At 41.2% G+C, this 17,769-nt stretch carries 18 protein-coding genes; 12 read left to right on the top strand and 6 right to left on the bottom strand.

The window, feature by feature from the left end; translation table 11 throughout:
* Window positions 1-145: 145 nt before the first annotated feature.
* Window positions 146-301, bottom strand: coding sequence for a hypothetical protein (locus P8O70_19620; GenBank protein MDG2199049.1), 156 nt, complete (start codon window positions 299-301; stop codon window positions 146-148).
* A gap of 75 nt (window positions 302-376) precedes the next feature.
* A complete protein-coding gene (locus tag P8O70_19625) occupies window positions 377-1,765 on the bottom strand; it encodes a glycosyl hydrolase family 32 (protein MDG2199050.1) in 1,389 nt (462 codons plus the stop codon).
* Between the two features lie 120 nt (window positions 1,766-1,885).
* Here P8O70_19625 and P8O70_19630 point away from each other — a divergent pair, with 120 nt between their 5' ends.
* The 3 genes from P8O70_19630 to P8O70_19640 all read left to right on the top strand — a co-directional run bounded on the left by P8O70_19630 (window position 1,886) and on the right by P8O70_19640 (window position 3,943).
* Entirely contained in the window at window positions 1,886-2,767 is an 882-nt protein-coding gene (locus P8O70_19630) for a DMT family transporter (GenBank protein ID MDG2199051.1), read from the top strand.
* A gap of 440 nt (window positions 2,768-3,207) precedes the next feature.
* Window positions 3,208-3,471, top strand: a complete 264-nt coding sequence (locus P8O70_19635; protein MDG2199052.1) for an MATE family efflux transporter — start codon at window positions 3,208-3,210, stop codon at window positions 3,469-3,471.
* A 337-nt stretch (window positions 3,472-3,808) separates the two neighbouring features.
* Window positions 3,809-3,943: a hypothetical protein gene (locus P8O70_19640; protein ID MDG2199053.1), complete on the top strand. Its 135-nt coding sequence runs from the start codon at window positions 3,809-3,811 to the stop codon at window positions 3,941-3,943.
* A gap of 84 nt (window positions 3,944-4,027) precedes the next feature.
* On the opposite strand, the gene P8O70_19645 is transcribed toward P8O70_19640, so the two are convergent.
* Both P8O70_19645 and P8O70_19650 read right to left on the bottom strand, forming a co-directional pair.
* Window positions 4,028-4,492 (bottom strand): tyrosine-type recombinase/integrase, encoded by a 465-nt coding sequence (locus tag P8O70_19645; protein ID MDG2199054.1) that lies wholly within the window; start codon window positions 4,490-4,492, stop codon window positions 4,028-4,030.
* Window positions 4,428-4,778: a hypothetical protein gene (locus tag P8O70_19650; protein MDG2199055.1), complete on the bottom strand. Its 351-nt coding sequence runs from the start codon at window positions 4,776-4,778 to the stop codon at window positions 4,428-4,430. Before P8O70_19650 ends, P8O70_19645 begins: the two co-directional genes overlap by 65 nt.
* Window positions 4,779-5,117: 339 nt before the next feature.
* Here P8O70_19650 and P8O70_19655 point away from each other — a divergent pair, with 339 nt between their 5' ends.
* Genes P8O70_19655 through P8O70_19690 form a run of 8 tightly spaced genes read left to right on the top strand, consistent with a single transcriptional unit; the run spans window position 5,118 to window position 12,838 of the window.
* The gene (locus tag P8O70_19655; GenBank protein ID MDG2199056.1) at window positions 5,118-6,089 is read left to right on the top strand and encodes a tripartite tricarboxylate transporter substrate binding protein; all 972 of its coding nucleotides are present in this window, start codon (window positions 5,118-5,120) and stop codon (window positions 6,087-6,089) included.
* A 40-nt stretch (window positions 6,090-6,129) separates the two neighbouring features.
* The gene (locus tag P8O70_19660; GenBank protein ID MDG2199057.1) at window positions 6,130-6,603 is read left to right on the top strand and encodes a tripartite tricarboxylate transporter TctB family protein; all 474 of its coding nucleotides are present in this window, start codon (window positions 6,130-6,132) and stop codon (window positions 6,601-6,603) included.
* Window positions 6,603-8,078, top strand: coding sequence for a tripartite tricarboxylate transporter permease (locus tag P8O70_19665; protein MDG2199058.1), 1,476 nt, complete (start codon window positions 6,603-6,605; stop codon window positions 8,076-8,078). Before P8O70_19660 ends, P8O70_19665 begins: the two co-directional genes overlap by 1 nt.
* 2 nt (window positions 8,079-8,080) lie before the next feature.
* Window positions 8,081-9,217, top strand: coding sequence for a pyridoxal phosphate-dependent aminotransferase (locus P8O70_19670; GenBank protein ID MDG2199059.1), 1,137 nt, complete (start codon window positions 8,081-8,083; stop codon window positions 9,215-9,217).
* A gap of 7 nt (window positions 9,218-9,224) precedes the next feature.
* Complete coding sequence (locus P8O70_19675) at window positions 9,225-10,007, top strand: SDR family oxidoreductase (GenBank protein ID MDG2199060.1); 783 nt, start codon at window positions 9,225-9,227, stop codon at window positions 10,005-10,007.
* A complete protein-coding gene (locus P8O70_19680) occupies window positions 10,004-10,891 on the top strand; it encodes an alpha/beta hydrolase (GenBank protein MDG2199061.1) in 888 nt (295 codons plus the stop codon). Before P8O70_19675 ends, P8O70_19680 begins: the two co-directional genes overlap by 4 nt.
* Window positions 10,891-12,141: a hydantoinase/carbamoylase family amidase gene (locus tag P8O70_19685; GenBank protein MDG2199062.1), complete on the top strand. Its 1,251-nt coding sequence runs from the start codon at window positions 10,891-10,893 to the stop codon at window positions 12,139-12,141. The genes P8O70_19680 and P8O70_19685 overlap by 1 nt, the downstream gene beginning before the upstream one ends.
* A gap of 7 nt (window positions 12,142-12,148) precedes the next feature.
* Complete coding sequence (locus P8O70_19690; GenBank protein ID MDG2199063.1) at window positions 12,149-12,838, top strand: GntR family transcriptional regulator; 690 nt, start codon at window positions 12,149-12,151, stop codon at window positions 12,836-12,838.
* Between the two features lie 103 nt (window positions 12,839-12,941).
* Here the strand turns inward: P8O70_19690 and P8O70_19695 are convergent, their stop codons facing one another.
* Entirely contained in the window at window positions 12,942-13,571 is a 630-nt protein-coding gene (locus P8O70_19695) for a tyrosine-type recombinase/integrase (protein MDG2199064.1), read from the bottom strand.
* Window positions 13,572-14,651: 1,080 nt separating this feature from the next.
* Here P8O70_19695 and betA point away from each other — a divergent pair.
* Window positions 14,652-16,289 carry a choline dehydrogenase gene (gene betA, locus P8O70_19700; GenBank protein MDG2199065.1) on the top strand — a complete coding sequence of 546 codons (1,638 nt, stop codon included), beginning with the start codon at window positions 14,652-14,654 and terminating at the stop codon, window positions 16,287-16,289.
* 201 nt (window positions 16,290-16,490) lie between these two features.
* Here betA and P8O70_19705 read toward each other — a convergent pair whose 3' ends face one another.
* Entirely contained in the window at window positions 16,491-17,747 is a 1,257-nt protein-coding gene (locus P8O70_19705) for an alpha-hydroxy acid oxidase (protein MDG2199066.1), read from the bottom strand.
* Between the last annotated feature and the right edge of the window lie 22 nt (window positions 17,748-17,769).

A 17,769-nucleotide genomic window follows, 5' to 3' on the forward strand; every position in this document is an offset into this window, starting at 1 on the left:
CAGAGTTCATCGATTTCGATGAAGGAGCAGGCTTCGGTCTGTGGTGGGCTTGCTGGGAGTGCTTAGGCAGCTTGCACCAACCAGCGAGAGAGAGTCTTGTGATGGATGTCGAGAACCTGGCCGATAGCTCGCCTCCCCATCCCTTCTAGATAGAGCTGACAGGGCTGTTCTTTGAGGGCAGGATCTTTGCCACCTTGTAGCGTCTGAAAGATCCGTCGGCGGCTTGGCAACGGTAGCGTTGGACACCATGGTTGGTGCCATAGAGAATGTAGTCAGGATGAGCACAGTGAGGACATTGCATCCTTAGATCTCCAAATCTCGAAGATTACTTCATTTGTCTAAACGACGCAACTGCGCCAACCCCCTGAATATCAGTTTATATAGTTTCTAAGGCAGCGTTTAGAACTTCTAGTTTTCCATCAGCGACAAAAATAGTTAACGCTCGACCCACCTTATTATACATCCGAGTATTGAGCGCAACTCCATCCACGTAAAGAGTTGCAATAGAATCATCGACAACAATCTGGATCTCGTGAGAACATTCTGCTGCAATAGATAGTGGCCTTTCCAATCCTTTGTTCATACAATGAAAATACCTCAAATTTGGTGTTTTATCGAATAAAACCCGCCGCTCACTAATGACGAACGTAAACTCGTATGCCTCACCCGTTTCCTCATCTTCAAAAAACCTTAAACCGAACAATTTTGTATCTGGAGAAAATATAATATTCATCCTAAACAAAAAAAGGTTCCCTGTATCTTTAGCAAGTCTAAGTTCAGCACATCCATCTTGTGAATCCAGTGTTGATGAATTACTTAATAAATGTTTTTTTTGGGAAAACGCCTGTGCTACTTTTTCGGGTAGTCTAGTTCCTAACGTAAAATCAATACGTTGGTATATCTCATGTACGATGAGTGCACCCCCCCATTGCCATTCTGCTAAGTCATTTTGATTTTCTTTGGTCGGAACCCAACCAAAGAGATACCGTTTATTTCCATCAGAGCAAGATCGTGCAGCGTAATAAGCTCTGCCGTCAAAGGCATCATCTAAGGGAGCTATCCAAGGGCCATCTAATGTCTTACTCATACGGTACACAGTTTTGCTTTTATCGCTGTATTCTGTTGTCAACAGATACCAAAAATCACCAATTCTGAAAAGATCTGGCATCTCATGCATATAGAAAAGATTTGGTGCCCAAAAGTCACCTTTAAAAATCCAGTTTTTGAAGTCGGTTGAGGTGAAGAAAACAGTACATCCAGTTCGGATTCTCTTGCCTTCTAGCTTACGGGCACCCAGGAGCATTACGTATTCTTGACAATCCTCGTTCCAAAAGATAAAGGGGTCACGCCACTCTGTGGGGTCATAACCTTTCTGTGGGGTCACAAGCGTCTGATCTGTTTTAGTCCAATTGATCAAGTCATAACTGTAAGCAAGCATCAAAACTTGTGAAGCCTTATTTAGATTCGAGTAACTATGGTTGTAACCAGTATAAATTGTATAATAAATGTTATTTACAAAAAACAAGCTTCCAGCAAATATAAATTGGTCCTGATCTTCATCGTCACCATGAGTTATTACTTCACCAAAATCTTCATAGTGAACAAAATCAGTTGTGCAGGCTAAAGACCAACCAAATGGTTCACCAAACAGTGGTATAGGGTTGCGGGTATCACGTTGGTGAAAAAGATAGAATTTTCCATCCTGATAGAATGGCATACAGTCTCCAAACCAAAATCCTTTAGGCTGATAGTAAAGCTTATGCATAGACAGTCATCTCTGTTTAACTTTTTTCAAATTTTCCTAAATATCATCTGACAATAACTGTTTTTTTGGATTAAAATATAACTGGATTTAGTCATTTAAAAATGGCAGAAATGAGGGTTTTTGCTTGAGAACAAAAAAAATGCCAGAAGCGATAACTTAAGTGGGATTATTTACATGATAATTGCTATGGCTGGATTTTCAATTGTAGATTTCTCAATTAAAAATCTATCAGATCGGCTGCCAGTAAGCCAAATACTTATATTGATTGGGTTTTTTCAATTTGGCTTGTTTTGGGCTATTTCTACTTATAAAAATTCAGTTTTTTTTTCAAAAAAGATTAAGAATAAATTTTTTATCATACGTACATTAGCAGATCTTTTCGCAGCGATTTTATTTTTTATAGCGATAGCTAAAACACCGTTGAGTTCTGCATCAGCTATTATCCAACTTAATCCCTTAATGGTAAGTATATTTGCCTTACTTCTTTTGGGTGAACAAGTAAAATTGCAATCCTGGCTTGCGATTCTGGTTGGATTAATTGGTATGCTGCTGATCATAAGGCCTGGCACTGATAGTTTCTTACCCGAATCAATATTTGCTGTTTTAGCTGTGGCTATGTTTGCACTAAGAGATATATCTACAAGATTGATGTCAGATGACATCTCTACACTTACAGTTTCTATATGGGGTACCATAGGTTGTATGATTGCTGGACTAGTAAGCTTACCATTTTTTTCAGTACCATTATTACCAACAAACTATGAATTACTTTTGATTTTTCTGGTGAGTCCTATTGGTTGTATCGCTTATTTTTCACTTGTTAGTGCAACTCAAAGAGGAAATGTTTCAATTATCTCTCCATTTAGGTATACAAGGCTATTATTTACTCTCATTTTATCATTTTATTTCTTAAATGAGAGGCCTGATTTTATCATGCTTTTAGGTATATTGATGATAACTTGTGCTGGTATATACCACATTCTAAATCTGGCTCAAAAATAAAATTAAAAAATTAATAAGCTTTCCAAGTGATATTGGAATTTGATAATCCAAAATTACAAATTAATAAATTAAATCTTGCCGAAAAATTGGTAATGGCTTCTTACGAATTGCCATCTGGTTGAATATCAATACTTGAGAAATTCTGATAACTAATTTACTAAATGGGCTAGAATGACCCTGTATCATTAAGCCAATGATGGAAATTGCTTTCCCGATGATGGTCTCCACTTCCATAGAAGCCGTGTTGATGTTCATCGACCGGCTTTATCAAAAGCAGGTCAGTCCAGAAGTGATGAATGCCTGCTTGAGCTGAGGCTTTACATCCCTTGCCCTAAATCTCCTTTTTCATTGGCATCATTGGCTATAGTACGGCTCTGGTTGCCTAGTATTTGGGTGCTAGGAAACGTGCAAACTGTCCCAGAGTTCTAACCCAAAGTGTCTTGTTAAGCTGTCTAAGTTCACCTGTAATTCTTACCCTCATTCCAGCCGGCAGATGGGTTTTGGCTACTTCAGGACTCTCTAATACAGAGGCAGCGCAAGCACAGACCTACCTCACTATTTTAATGGCTGGTGCAGGGATGGACCTATTTCGACACAGCTTGCACAGCTACTTTGGAGGGTCAGGCAAAACCAGATTTGTGCTGTTATCGACTTTCGTCATGACCATTTCGAATATCGGAGTAAACTACGTGCTAATTTTGTGAAGCTTGGATTCCCTGCGCTCGGAATTTCTGGGGCTGGTTATGGAACAGTGTTCACCTAGTTTATGGGCGTGGTCACGTTGTGCGTTTTCTACTTCAAGCAGATTCAACTTCCATAATGCCAACTTCTGGATAGCTTTCAGTCGGATCTGGAAATTCTAAAAAACTGGTCCACTTTGGATTTGCCAGGGGTCTGTGTATCAACCTACTGATTTTCGCTGTTGATCTGATGATTCTCACTTTTCAGTCCTACGGAGTCGCTGTTTCTAAAGCCATCACAATAATTTTCACCTAGTTTCAAACTCTTTTCATCCCAGTGATTGGTCTGGAGATTGACACTATGAGCCTGGTAGGACGCTTTGTCGGAGCGCACGATGCGGACTCTGCTTCAGACTCCGTATTGGCCGGGCTTCTCCTAGAAACTAGCTATCCTCTAATCATCTCTCTAATCAGTTTCTTGCTACTCCTGCATTGATCGGAGTGTTTTTGGAATCGAATTCCTCCTCATCAATTCAGAATCTAGTGATATGGGGAACCCACCTTAATGCCTTCATGATGTTCATCCTTCACTCTTGGCAACTTGCTCATCACGTTTCTCCAACAAAGAACTCATCGCTTCCTGAGCCTTGTTAGCAATACTCTGCTGGGCTGCAGGGATGAACTTGGCGTAACGCTTGGTCATCGGTGAGCCAGGGGCATGTCCCAGTTGATGGGCGACTTCAGCTAAGGTGGCTCCATTTGACAACATCATTGAGGCAACTGTATCTCGCAGACAGTAGTTCGGCCTAAATTCTTTTGGGATGCCAGAGAGAGCTCTCAGTTGGCTGAAACGCTTCTTCAAACTATCCAATCTGCACAAACCACCATCACTCGCTGGAAAGACAAGAGAACTCCCCTGCAATTCTGCTGAACTATTATTCAATAGTTCCCTTTGAAGCAAGAGCACCTCACGAACCTTCTCATTCATCAGCTGGATCACCATCGTGCCACTCTTGGTATCCCGCTTGGTATATCCTTCGACCAAAATCAACCTCCTTCCAGAGCAGCTTAAGTGCCTCCGAGGGCCTGGATCCCGTCCAGCCAATGAATTGATGTAGATGTAAAAGTTGGTGGTCCGAATAAGATTCCCACACTCGCTGTAGGTTCTGGAACTGTTCTGGGCTGGGTACTTCAATGCGCTCACTGTTCGGGTCTTGTTTGGGGAGTTCAATCGCCCAGTCGAGAGCTGGACAATGATTCTCATGTGATCCGAAGTTGATAAGACAACTTAATTGTTCGAACAAGCTGTAAAAGAGAAGCCTCTTGGACATAAATTTTCACTTGTAGTAGCAAAATATCTTCTAAATACATGATTTAATTTATTTTTAATTGTATACATTAACAATTGTCATTGTATAACAAGCTTGACAACTTAATTGAAATTATTAATAAAAGGATTTTTCTAACCATACGTTAGAATTTCCAAAATCCTAGTCTCTTAGAGGGATGTATGCTTGATTCGGACTGAAATTTGTCGATCAATACTACAATTCCACGCATCGTCGGGTCTGAGACAGTTTGCCTAATTGAAAGTAAGACTAGTCTTGGCACCAACAAATAAGTGATCTCTAAGAATCTAGAATTAACAATACTATCTAATAGAGGTAGCAATGAAGAGAATCGTACTTGCCATTGGGTTAGTTTTAGCAGTATTCGGCTTCAACAGTGCTGCTGTGGGTGCTGCCGAGTTCCCGGAAGAAACAATTACAATTATTTGTAATTGGTCACCGGGGGGAGGTCAAGACACAGTATCAAGACTGATTGCGAAGTATGCGAGTGAGAGAGCTGGGGTACCTGTTGTAGTCAATAATGTAACTGGTGCAGCCGGTGCTGCAGGGGTTAGATTTGCAGCTGAAGCAACCCCTGATGGTTACACGGTTGGGATTATAGGATCTAGCTTTGTAGCAAGAAACTATAGCAATGCAGAAGCAACAGAATTGAGCGAAATTGAGCCGCTGGCATTCTTTGGACCTGACCCGGGAGCTCTAACAGTCCGAGCTGATACAGGAATAAATTCGCTTAGCGAGTATTTTGATAAAATAAAATCAAATCCTGGGGATCTGATGAATGGTAACGATCCACCTGGAGGATCATCAGCCGTTGTTGCATCACTGATTGAGAGTACATTTGATGTGAATATGTCTCAGGTCCCTTATAAAGGATATGCGGCAACAAAAGCCGCACTATTATCTGGAGAGGTTCAATCAGCAACGCTTCCTGTTGCTCAAGTGTCTGAAGAACACAAGGCAGGAAGTTTGAAAATACTGGGCGTCACATCAACCAAAAGGCATTTCAAAGCTCCAGATGTTCCAACATTTGCAGAACAGGGGTTTGAGCTAGTAGCGGGCGACTGGCGAGCTTTGTTTGTGCCCAAAGGAGTGCCCTACATGAGGCGAATGGTTTTGGAAGATATCTTTCTAAAAACTATGATGGATCCTGAATTCATGAAAGCCGCTGAGACAGCAGGCTATGTGGTAACACCGATGAACTCTGTAGATACACTCGGTGCAATAAATAATCATGACCAAAACGTATATCCAATTCTATTGGAAGCCGGTCTAGTCACTCAAAGGAAAAAATAATTAAAGGAAGGGGGAGTGGAACTCACTCCCCTAATACGAAATGAAGAAGATTAATTATGAAGTACTGACTGTTGCAGTAGTAACGGGGGTGTTTGCAGTTGCTGGCTGGTATTCCATTTTTGATAGATTCGAGTTAGTAGAAGGAATATATAAAACTAATGACCCAGGTGCCGGATTACTACCTCTCATTCTGTTATCAATCTTAAGTATATCCTCAATAACATTCCTCACCCAAATAAAAGCAGAGAACGGACGTTCCTTGAAAGAAGTTTTTCATTCTGCAAACTTACCTCTTCTACTTAGTATTCTTCTAGTTATCATCGTTTTTTTGACAAAGTTCTTGGGATATTTATTAACAATCAACGGATTAACAATTCTGTGGTTTCTTCTTTATGGTAAACTTAGAAATGAAGATAAAAAGAAATTATTTATAAATACTATATTCATGATTCTTATAGTAAATAGTGTAGTTTATTTATTTTTTATGAAGTTATTGAATACGCCTTTACCATAATGCTTTTAGAACGTTTTTTTATAAGTAGTATTCAGATTTTAACGAACCCTGAAACATTACTACTGTCAGTTATCGGGGTAGCACTTGGAATAGTATTGGGAGCAATTCCTGGTATCAGCAGTACAATGACGTTGGCGATACTACTTCCAGTGAGTTTTTATCTTGATCAGAATTCCGCAATGGTATTTCTGATGGCAGTTTTCTCCTCAAGTGTTTTTGGGGGTTCCATATCGGCAATTCTTCTAAATATACCCGGTACACCAGGAGCAATAGTAACTCAAATTGATGGCTTCCCACTAGCAAAAAAGGGCAAAGGTGGGTATGCGCTAGCTTATGCTCTGTTTTCTTCATCTGTAGGAGGCTTAGTTGGCTTATTGATATTGATGCTCTTAGCACCAGTTATTATCAAAAGTGCTATGAATTTCAGGAGCCCCGAATTTGCAGCAGCAGCTCTATTTGGTCTAGCAATGTTAGCATATTCAACACCTGGCTCAACATACAGGGGGATAGTCATTGGAGTTCTTGGAGTGATTTTAGGGATGGTCGGTTTTGATAATATGACCGACATGCTTAGATTTGATTTCAGAACAGAGTTTTTACAAAATGGAATCAATTTAGTCCCATTATCGATTGGGCTATTTGGTATGTCAGAAATCCTGAAAAATATAGAAACCTCAAAGGATTCTGAAAAATTACCAAATATTGGAAACATATTTCCACCATTCTCAAGTGTAATAAAAACATGGAAAAGTATATTTCGAGGATCAATTTTTGGTGTGTTCATTGGGGCAATTCCAGCTGCAGGCTCAGCGATCGCAGTTGCAATCTCTTATGCTCAAGAAGTGAAGTTAGCGAAAGATAAATCAGAATTTGGTAAAGGTGATATACGAGGTATTGTTGCACCAGAATCAGCAAATAACGCTTGTGTAGGAGGTGCTCTCATTCCAATGATGACGTTAGGGATTCCAGGAGATACGATGACTGCCGTATTGATGGCATCCCTCTTAATACATGGTTTGCAGCCTGGCCCGTTTTTATTCCAGAACAATCCCCAATTCGTTTCCGTCGTTTATGCATCACTGTTCATAGCAATTATCCTTACACTCCTACTTGGATTTTTCTTAATCAGATTTATAGTCAAGGCGTTGAATGCACCCACAACGATAATCAATTTTACAATTATTGTTCTATGTCTTACTGGATCCTTTGCCATTAGAAATTTAATCAGTGATGTCTTCATAATGATTTTCTTTGGTGTTCTAGGATATTTATTTTACAAAATAAATTTACCGACAGCACCTCTAGCATTTGGACTTATACTTGGTCCAGTTTTAGAAGAAAATCTCCGGAGAAGTCTAATTATTAGTCGAGGATCGTGGTTAATCTTTTTGGAGCGTCCAATATCGTTATGTTTGGTAGTAATTACCCTAATTGTTCTTTTATTACCTTTGATAAAATTTAAAAATAGGCAATAAAAATGGATTTTAATTATCAGAAAAAAAACAAATATTTTGACAGTCTGATTAGTAATAAAAATCTAATGTGGATGGGTCAAAATACAAACCATATCCCTTCTCATGAAGCTGTAAAAGAGAGTTTAATAAAGTCAATCCATGATGAAGAGTACCATGTATACGCACCACCACTTGGGTTGGAAGAATTAAGAGAGCTAGTTTTAGTCCACCTGAATTTGAAACAGAATGATTGTTTTATTACTGATGGCGCAGTTTCAGCCTTATCTAATGTTTGTAATTCATTAATTGGTGAAGATGATGAGTTTTTGACGACGGACCCAACATGGATCTGGCCAACTTTATTTACGAAGCAGTCTGGAGGTTTTGTAACCCAAATACCTATATATGGTCATCATACTAATTTTAAAGTCAAAGCTTCTGACATTGAAAAACATATAACCCCAAAAACTAAAATTTTGTACTTGGTTGATCCAAACAATCCTTTGGGTACTACCATTGATGAATCAGAGGTTGAAGCGATAGCCAAAATAGCAAAATCAAATAATATTTATATCTTACATGACTGTACCTACCGTGACTTTGCATATAATCACACATTTTTTAATCACTTCTATCCTGAGGGTACGATCACAATTTGGAGCTTTTCCAAGTGGCTTGGTATTGCAGGCTTGCGCGTGGGTGCTCTGTTATCAACGCCACATCTCATCGAAAAACTTTCCAAGTGTCCACCAAATATTCTAGGCTCAAATATTATCTCACAGAGAGGTGCTATTGCTGGGCTTAAGCATTTTGCAGAGTGGTTTCCTGAAGTGAATTCAATTCAACGTAATAATCAACGAATTATATATGAAAGTATTCAAAATGTTGATGAACTCTCGATGCCCATTTTCCCTTCTGACTCCAATTTTGTTATTGTTGAAATGAATAGTTCTGAAATTTCACCCGAATCACTGACAAAATCATTTCTTGAAAAGAATATTATGATCCGTCAAGGAAGTTATCATAGCGAAAAATTTGGACATAAATTTGTTAAAATAAGTCTAACTGTACCAACAGATTGGGCGGAATCTTTCGCATATTTTCTTCCAGATAGAATTACTGCTGCCAAAAATTTCAATAATGATACTGATTTATTCTGAGTAGTATATGGATTTAAATTTACAAGGTAAGAGAGTTTTAGTTACTGGTGCATCTAAAGGAATTGGACATGGACTTGCCTATACACTTGCTAGTGAGGGGGCTCATCTATATTTAGTTGCTCGCAGCGAGCAACTGCTTCGAGAAATGCAAACTCAGCTTACCGAGAGCCACGATATTGATGTCCAAATCTTTTCTCTTGATATCAAAAACCTTGAATCAATTGAAAATTTAAAGCTTGAATGTGCTGATACCGATATTCTTGTCAACAATGCTGGTGATATACCTAGTGGTAATCTCTTTGATGTTGATGATACGAAATGGCGTGAAGGTTGGGATTTGAAGGTTCATGGTTACATTCGTATGTGTAGAATCTTCTATAAAGTCTTCAAGGAAAGAGGATCTGGAGTAATACTTAACAATATTGGTAATGGTGGTGAGATTTTTGACTCGCGCTACATAGCTGGAGTATCTGGGAACGCATCTCTTATTGCGTTTACCAAGGCTTTAGGTGCAACTAGTCTTAATGATAATATTCGTGTACTTGGTGTTAATCCTGGTCCTGTAAACACTGAGAGAATTTTTAAAATGTTGAGGAAACGGTCTTTTGATCTCTTTGGCACAGAAGATCGGTTTAACGAACTTGCGCAAAAATATCCCTTATCACGACCTGCACACATTAATGAAGTCACAGATGCAATAGCATTTTTGATCTCAGATCGTGCCAGTTATATTTCGGGATCCATTCTAACAATTGATGGTGGAATATCATCCAATAATTCAATCGTATGAAAAATTTTAAAGTTAGCACTTCTGACAATGTTGAGCTGGATTGTAATATTTCAGGAGAAGGCATCCCACTTGTCTTTGTACATGAATTTGGTGGTGACCAGCGTAGTTGGCAGAATCAAGTAAATTATTTTTCTCGCAAATACCAATGTATCACTTTTAATGCACGTGGATATCCACCATCTGAAGTCCCTAGTTCTGTCGAGTCCTATTCTCAAAGCCGCGCTGTCGAAGATATAATTGATGTTTTAGATTATTTGAAAATCGATGCAGCGCACTTTGTGGGGCATTCGATGGGTGGATTCGCCGTTTTGCACTTATTAATCAATTATTCACGAAGAGCTATTTCGGCTTCTATAGTTGGGGTTGGTTATGGTGCAGAGAAACAACACGAAGACTACTTTCGAGGTGTTTCAACAAATGTTGCCAAGCAATTTCTCGAATTAGGAAGCGAAAAGTATTCTCATATTTACGGATCAGCTGCATCAAGAATTCCTTTCCAAGTTAAAGATCCCGTTGGTTGGAATAAATTCAGACATAGACTCGGACAGCACTCCATGATTGGGGCTAGTAATACAATGCTTGGTGTGCAGGCCCACCGTCCATCACTTTATGATTTAGTGACAGAGCTATCTAACATTGAAACACCGTTGTTTATCGTCATTGGGGACGAAGATGATCATTGCCTACAGACGAGTCTATTTTTGAAGAGCACAGTAAAATCATCTGGATTATTAATTCTACCAAAGACTGGGCATACAGTACCTTCTGAAGAGCCTGGTATGTTTAATTCCCATCTTTCAGAATTCTTTTCATTAAATGAGCTTTCCAGGTGGCCAAATCGTGATCCGAGATCAAACCCCATGGAAATCATGAAGATTAGCTGATGCTTGAGAAAATTATTGAATCCGTAAATCTTGCTCGTCTAGTTGAGAGGCACGATTTACTTGCAAAGTGTACAACTGAATCATCCTTGGGGGTCAATAGACAAGCTCTCTCCCTTGAGGATATAAATGCTCGTAAATTGTTGATTCAGTGGGCAGAAATGATTGATATGCAGGCATTTACTGATGCTGCATCAAATCTCTTTTTGCGATATGAAGGCAAGTTTCCCGATCTACCACCTGTTATTGCTGGTTCTCACATAGATAGTCAACCTACTGGTGGAAAGTACGACGGAGTATTTGGTGTCCTGTCTGCGCTTGAGGTTGCTGAATCATTCTACAAGAATCAGTTCAAACCTGATCACTCATTTGAGGTTGTATGTTGGATGAACGAAGAAGGCTCTCGTTTTGCTCCTGGTATGATGGGTTCTTCAGTATTTTCTGGCTACAAATCACTCAATGATATTATTGATATTGTCGACGATGATGGATTTTCTATAGCATCAGGGATTGAATACGTTCGTTCAGCCCTACCCTCAGTGCCTATCAGGGAGTTTGGTTTCCCAATCAAATGTTATTTAGAACCGCACATTGAGCAAGCACCATTCTTGGAAAGAGCAGATGTTGTTATTGGTGCCGTTAAAGGCATGCAAGGCAAAAAAACCTTCGCAGTTACTGTAACTGGCCGGGCTGATCATGTTGGAACTGTCCCGTTGTCTGAGCGCGATGATGCCCTTCTGTGTGCAACTCAAATCATGCACCAGTTGTATTCTGCAGTCATCAATGATGATGAAGATGTGAAATTTACCATTGGTAAGCTTATTGTTGAGCCAAATGCACCTTCAGTAGTACCCAGTAAAGTTACCTTTTCTATTGATCTGAGACATCCTCACCAATCACCCCTTGATCACTATGAATCCTTAATAATTGCAGTAATTAGCAAATACAGCTCTAAAAAATCAGTCAAATTAACTCCCCTAGTAGATGATCCTGTCATAGAATTTCCAACTGAGTTAATCTCATCAATTATATTTGCGGCTAAGGAACTCGGGATATCATCTACAACAATTCTTTCCCTAGCTGGTCATGATTCAAAATTTCTTCATAAGATAACTCCAACTGGAATGATATTTATTCCTTGTTCTGAGGGAATAAGTCATAATCCAGCTGAAGCAGTTCACCCAGATCATCTCTTTGATGGCACTCGTGTTCTATGTCACACGCTTTATCATCAACTTCAGTTAAGTAGATAGTCGAATAGTGAATATTTCAATCAGTAACTACGCAAATAAGCCAAAAAATACCACTATCACTAACTGGATTACGTCTGCACTCGAAAAATCAATTATCGAAGGCAAGCTTAAACTTGGCACAAAAATAGATGAAATCAGCCTTGCTAACGAATTTGATGTTTCAAGAACACCTGTCCGTGAAGCACTTCAAAACCTGGCAGCTGCAGAATTGATTGATCTTAAACCTCGACATGGGGCAGTTGTCAAAAAACTTCAACTTTCTGAAATTATTGAACTCTTTGAATTAATGGCTGTACTTGAAGCAACTGCAGCTAAATTCGCTGCTCTGAGGATGTCTAATGAGGAACTGCAAGTTATAAAAGTTGCGCACGAAAAATGCCGCGCTGCAGCTTTGGAGAATGATATTGATCTTTTCTATAACCTAAATTTTGAATTTCATAGATGTGTACATGCTGCATCTCGAAATCGATCTCTCCAGAAGCATGCCTACTCAATTGATTTAAGATTAAAGCCTTATCGCAGGCTTATTACATTTCGAAAAGGCAGAGTTGTGAATTCAATTGCTGAGCACGATCTCATTATGAATGCTCTGAGTGATAGAGATGAACAATTAGCTTACGAATCAATGTTTAATCACCTCCAAATTCTTTCAACTGATGCGGTGTTGATCGCATCTGCCCTTGAAGAATCTAATTAATCAATCTTCTTGAGTCAAAACTCTTTATCATAATTTACCCATTCAACTATCTTCTGTTTGGCATCTTTCAAAGAGTCTCAATTCTTATCCTTTCCAAGCCATTTTAAAGAGATTCCAATTCCTCTTCGAAACTATAATCTATATCAAATCTATCTGGTGTCTTCTCCTGACACATGTTTGCCTCCAACCCTTTTGAGTCTAACAAAGTAATCATCGCCTCCTGAGCCTTGTTAGCAATGCTTTGTTGAGCAACTGGAATGAACTTGGTGTAGCGCTGGGTTATTGGGGAGCCTGGGGCATGTCCTAACTGGTAAGCAACTTCAGCTAAGGTGGACCCGTTTGATAGCATCATCAAAGCAATCGTGTCTCGTAGGCAGTAATTTGGTCTGAACTCTTTCGGGATGCCAGCTAGATCCCTTAATTGGCTGAAACGCTTCTTCAAACTATCCAATCTGCGCAATCCACCACCACTTGCCGGAAAGGCATAAGCACTCTCCCGCAATTCTGCTGAACCACTATTCAGAAGTTCCCTTTGCTGCAACAGCACCTCACGAACTTTCTCATTCATCGGCTGAATCAACATCTTGCCACTCTTGGTATCACGCTTGTTGTAGTTCCCGCGATCAAAATCAATATCCTTCCAGAGCAACTTAAGTGCTCCTGAAGGCCTTGATCCTGCCAGCCAATGAATTGATGCAGGTGTGAAAGTTGGTGGTCCGGATAAGATTTCCATACCTGCTGTAGGTTCTGGAACTGTTCTGGGCTAAGAACTTCAATACGCTCACTGTTCAGGTCTTGTTTGAGGAGTTCAATCACCCAGTCGAGAGCCGGACAATGACGCTGGCGAACTCCATAGTTAATGATGTGGCGTAGCAGCTCTAGTACGTTGCGGGTAGTTGCGCTGCTATGCGCTTTGGCAACCTGCCTACACAATCACTCGACATCTAGCAGGACTAATTCCTGTGTTGTATTGTTCCCAACGGGTTTTCGTAAGTGGAGATCAAAGCGATTCTTATCCGTTACTACCCCCTTGAGTTGATTGCCTTTGCTCTCGAGGTAAAGCTCTCAAAGCCTCTCAATAGTGGGACAAGAGTCTGCGGTCCGTTTAGCTTCTGCTTGGGCTTGTCACCGTTCGCTATTGGTCAGTACTTGCCCATTAATCCACCTTGTTCTCTCTGGGTCTGCAGGGTCTTCTGGTCGCGCTCTTCTTGCGGAGTTCACAAGTAGTTCAAGAGTGCTTTCTCGTATCAATAGTCTGCTAGAGACAAGACCACCACAGCTATAAGCAAATTTACAGTAGGTCTTGTGACGGCTGCCTTCAGAAGCAGACCCAATCTGCTGAAGACCTTGCTGAAGGGACTGCTCGGCAGAAGCAGTTATCAGATTGTTTAGTGGTTCTTCAAATAAGTCTTCAGTGGACTCAGTAGAATCGGCGGGGTTATCAACAACTGTTACTGGAGGCTTTGCAGAATCTTTAGTTGACTGGGCAACAGGCCTCAGATGCCCTTGAAGCCTCTGGATTGATCTGCAACAAGAATTCAGTGACTGGAGAAACGCAGCCTTCCCAAATTACATCAGGATTTCGTTTTGGAGTTTCTGTAAGAACCACCAGGGGGTTCTAGGAGAAAGAATCCACCATGATTGGTGAATAGATTGCAGAAGTTCTCAAAGCTCTTTCAAATGAGGAAAAATGAAAATAATTTCTAACTCAATCAATAGAAAAGTTCTAGAACTGATCCGAGAATTTATGATTTATGAAAACCAATCCTGATATGAAACCAAGAATCTTCTTTTTTCGAACATCCTTTAGACAATGAACAAAACATACGACTTCATCATTGTAGGAGGTGGTTCTGCAGGATGTGTTTTGGCAAACCGTCTCAGCGAAAACCCTGAAAACCAAGTATTATTGTTGGAAGCGGGCAGACCGGATTCAATTTGGGACATTTTTATCCACATGCCTGCCGGACTGTCAATGCCTATTGGTAACCGTTTCTACGACTGGATTTATGAAACTGAACCGGAACCCTTCATGAACAGGCGTAGAATCTACCAAGGCCGGGGGAAAGTCTTGGGGGGTTCCAGCAGCATCAACGGCATGATTTTCCAACGCGGAAATCCACAGGATTACGAACGCTGGGCGGCCGATCCAGGTATGGAGGAATGGGACTACGCGCATTGCCTGCCATATTTCAAAAAGATGGAAAACTGTCTGACTGGAGGAGACGATTTCCGAGGGGATCAAGGACCACTCAAATTGGAAAGAGGTCCTGCTTCAACCCCATTGTTTCAGGCTTTTTTCCAGGCAGTCCAACAGGCAGGATTCGAACTGACAAACGATGTTAATGGTTTCCGTCAGGAAGGATTTGCTGCCTTTGATAAGAATGTCTTCCGGGGAAGACGCCTCAGTGCAGCTAGAGCTTATCTTCATCCTGTGATGAATCGACCCAACCTCAAAGTAATCTGCCGTGCCCACGCATTATGCATACGTTTTGATGGTAAAAGGGCTGTAGGTGTGGATTTCAGACACAAAGGGCAAACCATAAGCGTTCAAGGTGGAGAAATCATCAGCTGTGGCGGCGCCTTCAATTCTCCTCAACTACTACAGCTTTCCGGGATCGGGAACCCGAATGACCTTAAGCCCCTGGGTATCGAAATAGTTCACGAACTTCCAGGAGTGGGAGAAAACCTGCAGGACCATCTAGAGGTATATGTGCAGCATGCATGCACCCAACCGGTTTCGATGCAACCTGCACTCCGTTGGTGGAATAAACCTTGGATCGGCCTCCAGTGGCTTTTCTTTCGAGAGGGCCCTGCAGCCACTAATCATTTTGAAGCAGGAGGGTTCGCGCGAAGTAATGATGAGGAGTCTTACCCAAACCTGATGTTTCATTTTCTGCCTCTCGCGATCCGCTATGATGGGACCTCTCCAACTGGAGGACATGGGTACCAGGTTCATATCGGACCAATGTTTTCCAATTCCCGTGGTTCAGTAAAAATTAATAGTAAAGATCCCTATGCCAAACCATCTTTGAGGATGAATTATCTTTCCACCCCCGAGGACCAAAAAGAATGGGTGGAAGCCATTCACTGCGCAAGGAAGATTCTTGGACAATCTGCGTTTGATGAGTTCAGCGGGGGTGAAATATCTCCAGGACCTTCAGTCGACTCTGATGAAGAAATCCTCGAATGGGTTCGAAGAGATGGAGAAACCGCCTATCATCCCTCCTGCAGTTGTGCCATGGGAACTGGGACTCAATCCGTAGTGGACCCAAAAAGTTTCAAGGTTCATGGCATGGAAGGAATTCGTGTCGTGGATGCCTCAGCCATGCCCTATGTACCCAATGCCAACATCAATGCCCCGATCCTGATGCTCGCCGAAAAAGCTGCTGACCTCATTCTTCAAAACACACCACTGACTAAGCAAGCTCAGGAATTTTATCGGGCTTGATCCAAATTCATTTAATGATAAAAAAAGATGGCCAGGCGAAGTAGAATTCTTAACTGTATCTACCAGTATTTAAAGATGTGCTCAATATAGTAGCCTCAATAATTCTAGGCGGTTACTTTAGGGGGGAATTGTCCCTAAGTGTTGCTAACGCTATCATTTTCAGTTGATAGTTATCAACACTTTAACAATATGGGTTTCCATTCAGAAATCGAACTTTGGCAGATGTGCCGTGCCAAGAACCATACTTTCTCGACGAAGCTTCTCTCCCTGACTATGAATCTGGCCAATGTTTTGAACACCCAGCAGTTCCATGGAACGAATCAAATCTTCCTTTACCAATTCAAAGGCTCGGCTGATACCCATGTGACCACCAGCTCCAAGACCACCAGCAACCACTCTGCCTAAACCCACGGCTTTGAGGCCATAGCTCAGCCCAACAAGAACATCTAACCCGCTTCGGATTCCTCCATCCATTGCGCAATCAAGCTTAGATCCTGCTGCATGCAATTTAGGCATTGCTTCCGCTACAATTTGTAAAGAAGGTATTGCCTGACCTAACTGGCGGCCACCGTGGTTGGAGAAAATCACTCCAGTTGCTCCTAATTCTTCCGCTTTCAATGCATCCTCAGCACAGTGAACACCTTTGACAATAAGTGGCTGCTCACCCCATGCTTCTTTGATCCAAGAGAGATCACTCCAAGTTACAGCTGAGGCCGCAAGTTGCTCGCCTATACCGGCATAAGGCATTGGCTCTCCCCGCTCATTTATTACATTGACAAAAGGCAGCATTCCACCATCTTGCCAGTGCCTCCATAACCACCCAGTTCGAGGAATCATTTGCGGGGCAAGCTTCATTTTGTGAAATGCGCGCGCTATCTTTTTTGGTCCAGAAAAAATTGAGCTCACTGCAACCATGGGTTTCATCCGCGCATGTGCAATTCTATCCCCTGATACCGCAGTATCAATTGTCAGCACCAGTGCTGAAAATCCTGCATCTCTTGCCCGTTTTATACCCCTTTTAGCTGTTTCAACTCCCCCACACAGATAAAGTTGGAACCACTTTGGACCACTTGAAGCTTCCGCTACTTCTTCCATGGGAGTCTGTGAGAGAGTTGAAAGCGTAGTGGCTGTTCCAAATTCTCCTGCAACTTGGGAGACGACCGCGTCGCCCTTGGGCCACAATGTTCGAAGGCTACCAACTGGAGCTGTAAAAAAAGGTACAGAAAGCTCATGGCCAAATATTTCAGTCTTTGTCTCAATTGTTTTGTGTTTGACAGCACCGTGAGGCGCAAGCATCACCTGTTGAAAAGCTAACACATTTGACTTCAATGTAGTCAAGCTACCTGCACCTCCAATAAAATATTCAGCTGCAATTGGAGGAACTTCCTTCAGCATTATTTGCCATATGTCTGCTGTAGTCAGAGCGTCAGCAATTTCGTTCTCTCGAATCCGAAACATAGATATTTCTCAAAAACAAATC

The sequence above is a fragment of the SAR324 cluster bacterium genome, assembly GCA_029245725.1.
Taxonomy (GTDB): Bacteria; SAR324; SAR324; order SAR324; family NAC60-12; genus JCVI-SCAAA005.

What these genes read in the sequence shown, in the direction of transcription:
- P8O70_19620 (MDG2199049.1), bottom strand. Translation starts at nt 301, where the DNA reads ATGCAATGTCCTCACTGTGCTCATCCTGACTACATTCTCTATGGCACC.
- P8O70_19625 (MDG2199050.1), bottom strand. Translation starts at nt 1,765, where the DNA reads ATGCATAAGCTTTACTATCAGCCTAAAGGATTTTGGTTTGGAGACTGT.
- P8O70_19640 (MDG2199053.1), top strand. Translation starts at nt 3,809, where the DNA reads ATGAGCCTGGTAGGACGCTTTGTCGGAGCGCACGATGCGGACTCTGCT.
- P8O70_19650 (MDG2199055.1), bottom strand. Translation starts at nt 4,778, where the DNA reads ATGTCCAAGAGGCTTCTCTTTTACAGCTTGTTCGAACAATTAAGTTGT.
- P8O70_19655 (MDG2199056.1), top strand. Translation starts at nt 5,118, where the DNA reads ATGAAGAGAATCGTACTTGCCATTGGGTTAGTTTTAGCAGTATTCGGC.
- P8O70_19660 (MDG2199057.1), top strand. Translation starts at nt 6,130, where the DNA reads ATGAAGAAGATTAATTATGAAGTACTGACTGTTGCAGTAGTAACGGGG.
- P8O70_19665 (MDG2199058.1), top strand. Translation starts at nt 6,603, where the DNA reads ATGCTTTTAGAACGTTTTTTTATAAGTAGTATTCAGATTTTAACGAAC.
- P8O70_19670 (MDG2199059.1), top strand. Translation starts at nt 8,081, where the DNA reads ATGGATTTTAATTATCAGAAAAAAAACAAATATTTTGACAGTCTGATT.
- P8O70_19675 (MDG2199060.1), top strand. Translation starts at nt 9,225, where the DNA reads ATGGATTTAAATTTACAAGGTAAGAGAGTTTTAGTTACTGGTGCATCT.
- P8O70_19680 (MDG2199061.1), top strand. Translation starts at nt 10,004, where the DNA reads ATGAAAAATTTTAAAGTTAGCACTTCTGACAATGTTGAGCTGGATTGT.
- P8O70_19685 (MDG2199062.1), top strand. Translation starts at nt 10,891, where the DNA reads ATGCTTGAGAAAATTATTGAATCCGTAAATCTTGCTCGTCTAGTTGAG.
- P8O70_19695 (MDG2199064.1), bottom strand. Translation starts at nt 13,571, where the DNA reads ATGGAAATCTTATCCGGACCACCAACTTTCACACCTGCATCAATTCAT.
- betA (MDG2199065.1), top strand. Translation starts at nt 14,652, where the DNA reads ATGAACAAAACATACGACTTCATCATTGTAGGAGGTGGTTCTGCAGGA.
- P8O70_19705 (MDG2199066.1), bottom strand. Translation starts at nt 17,747, where the DNA reads ATGTTTCGGATTCGAGAGAACGAAATTGCTGACGCTCTGACTACAGCA.